The sequence below is a fragment of the Actinacidiphila bryophytorum genome (genome assembly GCF_016916835.1).
GTDB lineage: Bacteria > Actinomycetota > Actinomycetes > Streptomycetales > Streptomycetaceae > Actinacidiphila > Actinacidiphila bryophytorum.
Map to the genome: position 1 here is coordinate 184,560 of NZ_JAFFIX010000013.1, position 12,729 is coordinate 197,288.

Genomic DNA, 12,729 nt, shown 5'->3' on the forward strand with positions numbered 1-12,729 from the left:
CACCCGCGTCCCCCCGCCAAGAGGCGAGCCGCAGCCGAGCGATCGGCTCGACGGCAGCAGCCAGCGGCGACTGCCGCGCCGCCTGCCCGACCCGAATGACGGTTCATACGCGCCCTCCTGCCGAAAGACTCGGCGCAGCCGGGCGGTCGGCTTCGCCGGAGCGACCGACACCGGCTGCCGCACCCACCCACAACGCACCGCCCTACACCCGCGCCCCCGCCAAGACGCGCGCCCCGGCAGTCGGCCTCGCCGGAACGACCGGCGGCGGCTGCAGCGCGCCTCGCCTGCCACGAACCGCAGCCGAGCGATCGGCTCGACGGCAGCAGCCAGCGGCGACTGCCGCGCCCCCAACCGCCCCTCACCCGCGTCCTCCCGCCGAGAGGCGGGTCGCTGCCAGGCGGGTCGTGGCCCGGCGGTCGGGTTTTTGGGAGCGGCCGGTCAGGGGGATGGTGGACAGGAGGAGGGCGTCGGGGCAGGCGGTGCCCATGCGGGAGAGGGGGGCGGCCAGGGCGGCGCGCAGGGCGTGCGGGTCGGCGCCGCGGGCGGGTTGCACGACGGCGACCAGGCGCTCGTCGCCGTCGGGTGCGGGGACGCCGACCAGCAGGGCCAGTTCGACGCCGGGTATGTGGAGCGCCGGCTCGTAAAGGCCCGGGTAGATGTTCTCGGCGCGGCGCAGGATCATGTCCTTGTGCCGGCCCTCCAGGACGATGCGGTTGCCGTCGAGGCGGGCGCGGTCGCCGGTGGGGACCCATGCGGCGGGCTGCTCGCCGAGGTAGCGGTCGCGGGCGGCGGGTCCTGACAGCAGCAGTTCGCCGTCCGCGCCGGTCCTGGCCCGCACCCCGGGGAGCGGGGCGCCCACGAGGTCGCCGTCGCCGGTGAAGGCGGCCTTCTCGGCCTGTTCTACGGCCGCCGCGGGGAAGAGTTCGGTGAGCGCGTAGACGCCCCACGCCTCGTCCGCCCCGGCCTTCTTGACCCGCGTCAGCAGTTCCGCACCGGCCGGCGCCGAGCCGGTCCACACCCGCCCGGTGAAGACCGCCCCCGCCGCGAGCGCCGCCCGCAGCTGGGGCGGTGTCAGGTACGTGGCCTGCGGGGCGAGGCGGCGCAGCTGGCGTACGAGCACCCGCGGGGAGCGGGCGGGGAGCGCGACGGGCGCGCCGCAGGCGAGGGAGGGCAGCAGGACGAAGATGGTGCCGCCGAGCACGGGCAGGTCCGGCTGCGGCTTGACGAGGTCGGCGACCGCTGCCATGCCGGCGGCCAGCGAGGCGCGGGTGTGCACGACGGCCCTGGGCTGCGCTGTGGTGCCCGAGGTGAAGACGATGACGGCGTCCCCCTCGCCGTCCCAGGGCCGCGGCAGCGCCCCGGCGGTGACACCGGCGTCCAGTGCGGGCGCGCAGCCGGGCAGCCGGGGCCCGACCGTGGCGACGGGTCCGATGTCGGCGAGGTCTGGCAGTTCCAGCCGGGCCCGCCGGGCCAGCGTGCGCGCCCAGCCCGCGACGGCCTGCGCGGCGGCGTCGGCGAGCACGAGTGCGGGCCGGGCGAGCGCGAGCCGGGCACGCAGCACGTCGGGTCCTGCCCCCGGGTCGAGCACCGCGGCCCGGGCGCCGAGCCGGTGCACCGCGAGCAGCACGGCGAGCGCGCGCGGCCCCGGCCGTACGGCGACGCCGACCGTGGCACCGGGACCGATGCCGCGGGCGTGCAGGGCGGCGGTGCAGCGGTCGGCGAGGTCGGCCAGGTCCCCCCGGGTGGCCTTGGTGCGTAGGGCGCCGGTCCTGCCGGTGCCGAGGACGGCGGGCAGGTGGGGGCGGGTGCGCAGGGCGTGGGCGAGTGCGTCGAGCATCAGCGCGGGTCCTCCCCGTGTCGGCCGGGTCCTTTGTCGAGGTACCAGCGGGCGGTGCCGACGATGCCGTAGGCGCGCAGCCGCCGGGTGGAGTTCTCCACGACCATCGCACGGGCGTGCACGATCGCGGCGGTGTGCCGGCGCACCCGGTTGAGGAAGAGCCGGTCGGTGGGCGAGGGGCGGCGCGGCATACCGCCGACCGCTTCGTAGAGCGCCGCGGTGATGGCCATGTTGTTGCCCGCGTGCATCCGGTAGGGGGCCAGGTAGCCGTGCCGGCGCCGGTGGGCGGGACGTATCCGGCCGAAGAGCGCGGCGAGGCGGACCAGGGCGCGGAAGGCGGCGCGGCCGAGCGGCCCGTGCTCGTCGCGCCGCGCGTCGATGCGCCCGCACACCAGGCCCGCGCCCTGCCGCAGGGCTCCGCGGGCGCCGGCGGTCCAGCCGGGGCGCGGCAGGCAGTCCGCGTCGGTGCGGGCCAGCAGGGTCGCGCCGTGCCCGATGGCGTAGCGGAAGCCGGTGTCGACGGCGCAGCCCACGCCCTTGGCGGGTTCGCGCAGCAGGTGCACGGGGAAGGGCGCGCGGCGGGCGAAGTCCCGCACGTGGGCGCCGGTGCCGTCGGTCGAGGCGTTGTCGACGACCACGAGCGTGAAGTCCCGGTCGTGCTGGCCGGCGAGCGCGTCGAGGGTGGCGCCGATGCGGGCGGCCTCCTGGTGTGCGGGAACCACCACCCACAGGGTGTCCTGCCGTGTGCCGTTCACGACTTCTCCCACACCATCGTCATGATGCTCACCCCGCCGCCGAGCCCGACCATCAGCACCCGGTCGCCCGGCTCCAGCCGGTCGTGCACGAGGTCGAGTTGGACACCCAGGGTGGCACTGGCCATGTTGCCCAGTTCCGGCACCGTCACCACCAGCCGGTCCCTGGGCACCCCGGTCAGCTCCACGAAGCGCTCCAGGTAGGGCAGGGTGACCTGGTGCACCAGGATGTGCCGGAAGTCGCCCCACTCCAGGCCGGTGCGCCGCCGCATCCGGTCCAGCACGGAGGTGCCGACCTTCTCGAAGGCCTCGCGCAGCCGGCTGCCGTCGCCGGTGAAGTAGGTGTGCTCGTCGCCGCGCGGGTGCCGTGAGCCGCCGCCCGCTATGCCGCCTGCGGGCCAGTGCTCGGAGCGGGTCTCGCCGTCGACGTCGGTGATGCCGCCGCGGTCGACGGCCTCCAGGACGACGGCGGCTCCTGCGTCGCCGAAGGTGTAGCCGGCGAAGCCGTCCCTGAGCTGCCCGGGTCCGGCGGGGGCGTGCCGCACGGCGCGGCTGGGGGTCTCGCCGGTGACGACCAGCGCCCGGCGCGAGCGGCCGGCGAGGATCATCGCGCGGGCGGTGTCGATGCCGTTGACGAAGCTGTTGCAGGCGTTCGTGACGTCCAGCGCGTGCGCCCTGGAGCCCAGGCCGTCCTGGACGATGTGCGCGGTGGCGGGTTCTGCCACGTCCCGGGTGGCGGAGGCGAACACCAGCAGGTCCACGTCGCGCGGGTCGAGCCCGGCCCTGCCGAGCGCGGTGCGTGCGGCCCGCAGCGCGAGCGTGGAGGCGTACTCGCCCTCGGCCGCGACCCGGCGCGAGGCGATGCCGGTGGCCCGCTCCAGCATCCGCGGCGGCAGCCGCAGCCCGGAGGCGCCGCTGATCCGGTCCTGCAACTGCCCGGAGGAGACCGCGGTGTCCGGCAGGCACGACGCGACCGCCGTGATGCCCGCGGCAGGTCCGTGGCGGTGGGCCGCCTGGTCGATTCGCATAACCGGATGCTATGAGCGGATTCGAGCTGCATGCCTGAGTACGCATACTCAACGGCCCCTGGGGAAGGGCGCTTTGGGGCCGTCCGGGCCGCGGTCCGTGGACCGTGCCCGGCGGTTCCGGGGGGAGAGAGCGGTCTTGCAGGCTTCGGGGGGCGGAATCTCCATGGCCGGCTTTTCTCCGGACCGGCCGTACTGACCTGTGTACGGCCTGGGAAGTCTTCGGAGACGAGGGAGAGCACGATGAGGGTCACGCACGGGTTCGCCGTGGCGCTGGCGGGGGCCGGGGTCGGAGCGCTGGTGCTGAACGGGCCGGCCGCTGCGGCGGCCGGCGGGGTGTGGACGGAGACGGCCACGGACCAGGTCGCGGTGATGTCGGTGGCGCAGCCGAGCCCGTCGGTCACCTGGGCCGGCGGCACCGAGATCACCACGGACCCGGACACCGGGGCCGTCGGCTTCACGCCCAGGCTGCTGCAGCGCGACACCGTGGCGGGCGACGGCTGGCAGCAGCTGCCGATCCGGGGCGGCGACGCCTGGAACAGCAGGATCAACGACATCGCCACCGCTCCCGACGGCTCGGCCTTCTTCGTCGGCGACCAGCGGACCGGCGGCGGCGCCCTGGTCGGGCGGTACGCCGGCGGCGCCTGGCGGGCGACGGAGGACAGCGGGCTGCCGGCGGGTACGGTCGAGGCCAGCCTGCTGTCGGTGAGCGCGCTCTCCTGGCGGGACGCGTGGGCGGTCGGGCAGGGTTACGAGGAGGACACCGGCGCGGCGATCCCGGTGGTGCAGCACTGGGACGGGCGGCGGTGGAGTTCCGTGCAGATCCCGGGGTCCGCGAACTGGAGCGTGAACCAGGTCGACGAGGTGGCGCCGGACGACGTGTGGGTCGTCGGGGTGGACGAGGACAACGGCCAGTCGCTGGCCGTGCACTGGGACGGGCATGTGTGGACGCGGGCGGCGACCCCGCTCTTCCCCGACTCCGCCGTGCTCTTCGACGTCGTCGCCCGCACCGCTGACGACGTGTGGGCGGTGGGCTGGTCGCGTGACACCGACAAGCAGCGCCCGGCCGGTCTCGCCCTGCACTGGGACGGTGCCGCGTGGAGCCAGGTGCCGCTGCCCGCGGGGACCTTCGGGCTGCAGGGCCTCGCCCTGCAGCCGCACGGCGCCGTCGCGGTCATCGGCGGCAACGACGACGCGGCGGTGGGCCTGAGCTGGACGCCCGCGGCCGGCTGGCGGTCGCTCGGCCTGCCGGAGAACGACCCGCAACTGCCGCTGGGGGTGAGCGCGGTGGTGTCCTCCGGCTCGCATCTGACGGTCGCCGGCTGGCACTACGTGTCGAGCGACGGCGGCGACTCCTTCGCCCACGGCGTCATCCTGACCCGCTAGTCACATAGGGGGCGCGGGCCGGCGCAGGCCCGCACCCGTCCTGCGCGTCAGGGGGTGGCGTCGAAGTGGGCGCTCACCATGGGTGCGTGTGCCTGCCAGCCCAGCGCCTCGTACAGCGCGCGGCCCTCGGCGGTGCCGACCAGGACGCCGGTGCGGGCGCCGCTGTCCAGGGCGGCGTGCTGCAGCGTGCGCATCAGGACCGAGCCGAGGCCCTTGCGCCGGTGCTCGGGGGCGGTCGCGATCCGGTCGGCGACCGCGGTGGCCCCGGTGGGCGTGATCTGGCCGCGGGCGGCGAGCGTGCCGTCCGGCGCGGTGACGGTCGCGCGGATCACCCCGCCCGTGGTCCAGGTCCGCACCGTGTGGCCCGCGGGGACGTCGAAGGGGGTGCGCCGCAGCTCGGTGGTCATCAGGAAGCCGGGGTGGCCGAGCGTCCAGCCCGGTACGAGCCAGGGGGCGACGACGTCCTCCGCGGTGTGCGGGGTGCCGTGCGCGATCGGCACCCGCGGCAGGAAGACCTTCAGCCAGCGGCCGGGCACCGCACGCTCCGCGGCGAGCGTGCGGACCGTCGCCTCGTCGCCGTCGGGCAGCACGTGCCGCCCGGTCTGCCAGAACTCCCCCACGTCGATCGTCCACCCCCACGGCTCGTCCACGGGGCCGGCGGCGCCCCGCGAGACGGTCCAGCCGTCGATCCACGACCGCACCAGCGGCGTAAGCGATGAAATGGTCATGGGTCCATTACACCGCAGGGCCGCTCGGGCAGGGCCTGTCGTTTGGGTCTCCGTGGGAGAAGGAGCGGTGTTCGGTGCGTGCAGCTGCAAGGCGGAGGAGGGAGGCGACGCGGAGCGTCGTCGACCGACGACAACGCGGCAGATGTGCGTGCCGGGCGCCGCGACGCCGCGGAGATCCAAACGACAGGCCCTAGGGGAAGCGCAGGCCGCCGTTATGATCGGAGTGCTCTCCCCGACCGGAGGGCGACGACACCCGCACGGGTGGGAAGCAGAGGTTCGAGTGATCACGATCGCCTACCAGGGGGAGCCCGGGTCCAACTCCGCCGCCGCGACCGCCGACCTCTACCCGGGCAGCACCGGCCTGCCCTGCACGAGCTTCGAGCAGGCGCTGGACGCGGTGACGGCCGGCAGCGCCGACCTCGCGGTGATCCCGGTGGACAACTCGGCCGCGGGGCGCGTCGCCGACGTCCACCATCTGCTGCCCGACTCGGGCCTGTCCATCATCGGCGAGTACTTCCTGCCCATCCGCTTCGACCTGGTCGGCGTCCCGCACGGGACACCCGGGCAGATCGAGTGCGTCCGCAGCCATGTGCACGCCCTGGGGCAGTGCCGCAAGGTCCTGCGCGAGGGCGGCTGGCGGACGCTGGTCACCCAGGACACCGCCGGCGCCGCCCGCGAGGTCGCCGAGCTGGGCGACCCCCGGCACGCGGCGCTCGCCCCGCCGGCCGCCGCCCGCGAGTACGGGCTGCGCGTGGTGCGGGCCGGCGTCGAGGACGACCCCGACAACACCACCCGCTTCGTGATCCTCTCCCGCGAGGCGGTCCGCCCGCAGGACACCGGCGCACCCACCATGTCCAGCCTGTTCTTCTGCGTGCGCAACATCCCCAGCGCGCTGTACAAAGCGCTGGGCGGCTTCGCCAGCAACGCGGTGAACATCACCAAGATCGAGAGCTACCAGACCGGTGCGGGCCTGCACCCCGCCCGCTTCTACATCGAGATCGAGGGCCACCCCGAGGAGCCGCGGGTCGCCCTGGCCCTGGAGGAGCTGGACTTCTTCTCCTCCGAGGTGCGCCTGCTGGGCGTCTACCCTGCGCACCCGCACCGCCGGGCCGGGCGCGAGCAGCAGGCGGGCGCGGGCGCCGCCGCGACCTGAGGCGGGCGCGTCCTGGGGGCGGCGAGCGCTCAGCCGTCCTCGTCCGGCACGTACCGGCGCAGCCGCGGGACGGGCGGCTGCTCGGCGAGTTCCCTGAAGCCCTGCAGGTCCGCCTCCCCCTCGGTCACCGGCCACTTGGGCCGGCCCTCGCCGACGCCGGGCGCCCCCGACGCCTCCTCCGCGGGCGTGGCGAGCCCGTAGTGCCGGTAGAGCTGCTGCTCCTGGACCAGGTCCAGGTGCTGCTCGGCCTCCATCCGGGGGGCGCTGCGCACCGCCTCCGCCGTGCACGCCACCTCCAGTACGCCCTCCCGGCCCGCGCTGGCGCCCTCCAGCGGTACGAAGGTGGCGCCGCTGCCCGGGCCGTGCTCTTCGGTGAGCACGCTCACCCATTCGGGGAGGCGGTGCAGGTCCTCCACGTACACGTCGGTGACGCGGCCGATCCGTTCGCCGTGCCGGTCGTAGGCCGTCAGCTGCCTGAGCGCCTCCGGGTCCGCCAGGGCCTCCCGCGCCTCCTGCGCCTCATGGGCCATAAGCCGATCACTCCTCCGGTGCGGGGCCGCAGCCGTGGCGGTCGCCTTCCACGGTAAGCACCCGCCGGGCCGGGCGCGCGCCGACCTGCCGCGCCCGGCCCGGGATCAGTGCAGGTCGGCCGGTGCGGGGGTCTCGTCGAGGAAGCCGCCCGACTGGTGCTGCCAGAGCTTGGCGTAGGCGCCTTCCGCGGCCAGCAGCTCCTGGTGGCTGCCCTGCTCGACGATCCGCCCGCCGTCGAGGACGACCAGCCGGTCCATGGTGGCCACGGTGCTGAGCCGGTGCGCGACCACCAGTGCCGTACGCCCCTCCATCAGCCGCCACAGGGCCTCCTGCACCAGGATCTCGCTCTCGGAGTCCAGGGCGCTGGTCGCCTCGTCCAGCAGCAGGATCGGTGCGTCGCGCAGGATGGCCCTGGCCAGTGCGACCCGCTGCCGCTGGCCGCCGGACAGCTTGACGCCGCGCTCGCCGACCAGCGTGTCGAAGCCGTCGGGCAGCGCGTCGGCGAAGTCCGCCACGTGTGCGGCCTCGGCGGCGCGGCGGATCTCGGCGTCGGTGGCGTCCGGGCGGGCGAAGGCGATGTTCTCCCGCAGGGTGCGGTGGAACATCGCCGGGTCCTGCGGCACGTACGCCATCAGGCTGCGCAGGTCGGCCTGCCGCAGCCGGCTGATGTCCTGGCCGCCGACGGTGATGCGCCCGGCGTCGATGTCGGCCATCCGCAGCAGCAGCCGGGTCAGGGTGGTCTTGCCGCCGCCCGACCGCCCCACCAGGCCGATCTTCGTACCGCTGGGCACATCCAGGTCCAGGCCCTCGAAGAGCGGCTGCGCGCCCGCGTGGGCGAAGGTCACCTGCTCGAAGCGGACGTCGGCGGCCCGGGTGCGCAGCGGTTCCGGCGACGCGCAGTCCACCACGCTCGGCGGGGTGAGCAGCAGGTCGGTGAACTGCGCGGCCTCGGTCGTGGCGCTCTCCAGCCGGCGGTAGATCTGGTTGAACTCGAACATGATCCGGGTGGCGTTGGAGTAGTAGGTGAAGGCGACCACGATCGCCTCCACCCCGTGGGTGCCGCCGCCGAGGGTGACCGCGAGCAGCAGGCCGAGGCCGTTGGTCAGCACCGACATCGGCGCGACCAGCGTGTCGATGCGCAGGTTGCCGTAGTCCCAGGAGCGCAGGCTCAGCCGCTTGGACTCCGCGACCCGGGAGCGGTGCTCGGCCGCCTCGCGGTCCTCGGCCGCGAAGGCCCGCACGGTGTCGATGTTCATCAGGCTGTCCGCGACATGTCCTGCCACCCGGGCGATGGCCAGCTCCCGCTGGGCCACCAGCGCCTGGCGGCGGCGGATCAGCGGTGCCACGCACAGCGCGGTCACCGCGAGCATCACGACCAGGCCGGCGACCAGCAGCGGCTGGTAGAGCCACAGCACCACGCAGCCGAACAGCAGCGGCACCAGGTTGCCCACCACGTTGAAGGTGAGGGTGTCGATGAACTCCTCGAAGCGGGAGGCGAAGCTCAGCACCCGCTTGGTGAGCGACCCGGCGAAGCTGTTGTGGAAGAAGGCGGCGTCCTTCGCGAACAGCTCGTCCATGCCGATGACGTACAGGTGCTCGATGCCGCGCGCGTCGACCCGGTTCAGGCAGTGGAAGCCGAGCCGCCACAGCAGTTCGCCGAAGAGCATGACCCCGGCGAAGGCGAGTACGTACGGCACCGCGGTGCCCACCGCGAGCCCCGAGTCGTCGGCGATCCGGCCGACGAGCTTGGCGACGAAGAGCGGGGCGACGTAGTTGATGCCCGTCGAGCCGAGCGCCGGCAGCAGCATCGCGGGCACCGCGATCCATCGCAGCCGGACCAGCTCCCGCCAGTAGTACCGCAGTGCGAGCACCACGGAACCGCGTCCCGGTGCGCCCTCGCGGGACTCAGGCGCTTCCATCCCCCACCCCCTGTGTGTCGTGCACGAATGCCCGCCACCTTGTCGGGGAGGCAAGGAAGGGAAGTGTCCCGCGAGGGCGTCGGCGTGGTCCAAGCGTTTTTATCGGCCACCGCGCCGCCGGTGACGTTCCGTCAGAAGCCCGAGTTCCCCGGTCCGCGGGTGATCGGGTAGCCGCCGGGGTTGTTCAGGCCGCCCGACCCCGTGCCGCTGACGGCGGTGTTGCTGACGGTCATGCCGCCGGTGACGTTGTTGATGTCGAAGCCGTACGTCCCGGCGCCGGTGATCGTGTCGTGGTCGAGGGTCAGGGCGCTGATCGTGTGGGCGTAGCTGAGCAGGACCGCCTGGTAGGAACTGTCCTTGATGGTGTTGCCGGTGACGGTGACGGGCTGGGTGATGTCGCCCTTGGCGTCGGCGAAGATCCACAGGGCGCCGATGTCGGAGTTCCAGTTGTCGTTGTGCGAGCCGGCCCGGGTCAGCAGGTTGTCGCGGACGGTGGTGGGTCCGGAGAAGTTCTGGCCGAACGCGGTGCTGATGTTGATGCCGGAGCCGAAGGCGACCGTGTCGCTGACGGCGTTGTTCTCCACGACGTTGTCGCCGCCGCCGTAGACCCCGATGCCGCCGGCCTGGATCGGCGACTGCACGGTGTTGTGCGAGACGGTGCAGTGGGTGACGTCGCCGCCCTCGGTGTCCAGGGCGATGTTGTCGTCACCGGTGTTGCGCACGTGGGACTGCTCGACGCGGCTGCCGGACGAGCCGCCGTGCACGTGGATGCCGTCGGCGTAGATGTCGCGGGCGCGCACCCCTGCGACGTCGAGGCCGGTGCCGGGCACCGCCCACAGGCCGACCTTGGCGTGTTCCATCCACACCCCGAGGACCAGCGATCCCGAGGTGAAGGCGCCCTCGATGGCGGGTGCGCCCTGGTCGTTGTTGCGGAAGGTGTGGTCGCCGGAGACGGCCAGGTCCGCGATCTGGTTGCGGCCGCCGGTCGCGTAGAGCCCGCCGGAGCCGTTCTCCGCGGTGGACTGGAGGGTCGTGTACCACTGGCCTGCGCCGCGCAGCGACACGTTGCTGAGGTTGACCCGCCCGGAGATGCTGTAGGTGCCGGCGGGCAGCCACAGGCCCTGGCCGGTGCCGGACAGCTGGCCGAGCGCGCTGTTGAGCGCCGAGGTGACGTCACCGCCGCCGGGCGTGATGCCGTACGTCGCCGCCGAGACGTAGCCCGCGGGCATCGCGTAGGCCGCGTCGACCAGTTCGGTGTCGACGGTGTCGATCGTGAAGGTGCCGCCGGCGGCGCTGTCCTTCTGCAGCTTCAGGACCGTGCCGGCCGGCCAGGTGCCGGAGTTCTTGTAGCGGACGTCGTCGTAGAAGTGGTGGCCGGTGCCGTCGGCGGGGTTGTTGGTGTCGTAGTAGCCGCCGCCGTAGAGCCAGGAGTACTTGTTGGTCAGCGTCAGGTCGGTGACCTTGCTGCTGCCCGCGTAGAGGGCGAGCGGGGCGGTGGTGGGCGAGCCGTCGGAGGTGTCGGGGATCGAGTAGCGCACGACCACGGAGTTGGCCGGCTTGGCCAGGGTGACCTGGACGTACTTGCCGGTGCCGGTGAGCTGGACGGCGCTGCGTCCGGTGGCCTCGGCGCCGAGCGAGGGGTAGGCGCGGCTGACCGGCAGGACGGTGCCGTTGGTGGCGGCGTCGGCGGCGCGGTATTCGGTGTAGGGCAGGGTCGCGCCCTGGGCGGCGAGCGCGGTGCCGCCCTCGACGGAGACGCCGTCGACCGCGACGTTGCCGGTGTCGCCCGTGTCGTGCTGGAGGCCGACCAGGTTCAGGCCCGAGCGCAGCGTGACGGTCTTGGAGACGGTCAGCCAGCCGCTGCCCGCGGGCAGGCTCAGCTGCGCGTTCCTGATGCCGTTGAGGTAGAGCGAGAGGGTCTGCGCGGAGCCGGTGGAGTTGGCGTAGGTGACGGTGACGGGGTAGCTGCCGGCCGACGGGACGGCGGTGTCGATCTGGGTCTGGGCGCCCTGTGCGGTGAAGCCGGTCAGGTAGCCGCTGCCGGAGTAGCCGGCGATCGAGGTGGCGGCGGTGGCGCCGCCGGTGGCGAAGGCCGTGGCCGCGTCGTAGGTCTGGCCGCCTCCGCCGCCGGGCGGGGTGGTGGGCGGTGTGGTCGGCGGGGTCGTGGCGGTGGTGCCGACGGTGATGCTGTCGAGGTTCACGTTGCCGTTGTCGGTGCTGTCGAAGCGGTACGCCACGGTGTTCGCGCCCGAGGCCAGCGCGAGGTTCTCGGTGGCGGTGCCCCAGGTGTTCCAGTCGGCGGTCGCGGGCAGCGAGGTGGTGGCCGCCTTGCTGCCGTTGACGTAGACCGACAGGGTGCGGGTGGAGCCGGTGCCGTTGGCGTAGCGCAGCGACACCGGCGCGCTGCCGGCGCCCGTGGAGGTCACGCTGAAGGTGGTGGCCGCGCTGCCCTTGTTGCCGTCGGTGTAGCCGCCGACGAAACCGCTGCCGGTGAAACCGGAGTGGTCGGTTGCGACCACCGCGCCGCCGGACAGCGCCGCGGACTCGGCCTCGTACCGGCCGTCGGCGGGGGACGCGGCGGCGCTGAGGGTGATGTCGTCGAGGTTGACGTTGCCGCTGTCGGAGGAGTCGAAGCGGTAGCCGACGGTGTCGTGGCCCGAGGCCAGGGTCACGGGTGTGGCGACGGTGCCCCAGGTGTTCCAGTCGGCGGTGGCCGGCAGCGAGATCTGCGCGGCCTTGGCGCCGTTGACGTACACCGACAGGGTCTGCGGTGCGGTGGTGCCGTTGGCGTAGCGCAGGGTGGCGACGTAGCCGCCGGAGTTCGCGGCGGTCACCGAGAAGCTGGTCGCCGCGCTGCCCTTGTTGCCGTCGGTGTAGCCGCCGACGAAACCGCTGCCGGTGAAACCGGAGTGGTCGGTTGCGACCACCGCGCCGCCGGACAGCGCGGCCGACTCGGCCTCGTAGACGGTTCCGGTGGCCGCCGAGGCGCGCAGGGTGGTCCAGCCGACGAGGGCGGCCAGCAGGGCCAGCAGCGCGACGAGCGCGGCGGGCGCGGATCTGGGCAGCAGGGTGCCCCGGGGGGATGTGGGCATGCGTGTGCTCCGCAACAGGAGGGGAGTTGATCGAGTGCGCCGCACCGTAGCCCCGGCCCCTGGCGGGGGCAATGCGCCGGGGCGATCCCGCGGGCGGGCCGCGCACCGGTGCGCAATCCGGCTGCCGCCCGCGACAAGGGCGCCGACCTGCGCGGATCCGGGCGGCACCGCGACGGTGTTTGCGGCGGCCCGTGCATGCGGCGAAGCTTTTCCGTCCGCTTCTTGCTCGCGCTTGCCGGGCCTCGGCCAGGCCCTGGCTAGCCCGTCGCGGCCTCGCGGGGTGCCGGGGCCGGGGCTGTCGAGAGC

General features: G+C 74.0%; 9 protein-coding genes. 2 read left to right on the forward strand and 7 right to left on the reverse strand.

What is annotated here, in order from left to right; all coding sequences use genetic code 11:
- Positions 1 to 358 precede the first annotated feature (358 nt).
- Genes JT723_RS20460 through JT723_RS20470 form a run of 3 tightly spaced genes read right to left on the reverse strand, consistent with a single transcriptional unit; the run spans position 359 to position 3,617 of the window.
- Complete coding sequence (locus tag JT723_RS20460; protein ID WP_205046155.1) at positions 359 to 1,837, reverse strand: class I adenylate-forming enzyme family protein; 1,479 nt, start codon at positions 1,835 to 1,837, stop codon at positions 359 to 361.
- A complete protein-coding gene (locus JT723_RS20465; RefSeq protein ID WP_251513187.1) occupies positions 1,837 to 2,592 on the reverse strand; it encodes a glycosyltransferase family 2 protein in 756 nt (251 codons plus the stop codon). Before JT723_RS20465 ends, JT723_RS20460 begins: the two co-directional genes overlap by 1 nt.
- The gene (locus JT723_RS20470; RefSeq protein WP_205046156.1) at positions 2,589 to 3,617 is read right to left on the reverse strand and encodes a 3-oxoacyl-ACP synthase III family protein; all 1,029 of its coding nucleotides are present in this window, start codon (positions 3,615 to 3,617) and stop codon (positions 2,589 to 2,591) included. The genes JT723_RS20465 and JT723_RS20470 overlap by 4 nt, the downstream gene beginning before the upstream one ends.
- Positions 3,618 to 3,857: 240 nt before the next feature.
- Here JT723_RS20470 and JT723_RS20475 point away from each other — a divergent pair, with 240 nt between their 5' ends.
- A complete protein-coding gene (locus tag JT723_RS20475; protein WP_205046157.1) occupies positions 3,858 to 5,000 on the forward strand; it encodes a hypothetical protein in 1,143 nt (380 codons plus the stop codon).
- Positions 5,001 to 5,047: 47 nt separating this feature from the next.
- On the opposite strand, the gene JT723_RS20480 is transcribed toward JT723_RS20475, so the two are convergent.
- Positions 5,048 to 5,728: a GNAT family N-acetyltransferase gene (locus JT723_RS20480; RefSeq protein ID WP_205046158.1), complete on the reverse strand. Its 681-nt coding sequence runs from the start codon at positions 5,726 to 5,728 to the stop codon at positions 5,048 to 5,050.
- Between the two features lie 280 nt (positions 5,729 to 6,008).
- Here JT723_RS20480 and JT723_RS20485 point away from each other — a divergent pair, with 280 nt between their 5' ends.
- Positions 6,009 to 6,881, forward strand: a complete 873-nt coding sequence (locus JT723_RS20485) for a prephenate dehydratase (protein WP_205046159.1) — start codon at positions 6,009 to 6,011, stop codon at positions 6,879 to 6,881.
- Between the two features lie 29 nt (positions 6,882 to 6,910).
- On the opposite strand, the gene JT723_RS20490 is transcribed toward JT723_RS20485, so the two are convergent.
- From JT723_RS20490 to JT723_RS20500, 3 genes are all read right to left on the reverse strand, one after another.
- Entirely contained in the window at positions 6,911 to 7,411 is a 501-nt protein-coding gene (locus JT723_RS20490) for a PRC-barrel domain-containing protein (protein ID WP_205046160.1), read from the reverse strand.
- A gap of 105 nt (positions 7,412 to 7,516) precedes the next feature.
- Entirely contained in the window at positions 7,517 to 9,331 is a 1,815-nt protein-coding gene (locus JT723_RS20495; RefSeq protein WP_205046161.1) for an ABC transporter ATP-binding protein, read from the reverse strand.
- Between the two features lie 131 nt (positions 9,332 to 9,462).
- Positions 9,463 to 12,423, reverse strand: coding sequence for a carbohydrate-binding protein (locus JT723_RS20500; protein WP_205046162.1), 2,961 nt, complete (start codon positions 12,421 to 12,423; stop codon positions 9,463 to 9,465).
- Between the last annotated feature and the right edge of the window lie 306 nt (positions 12,424 to 12,729).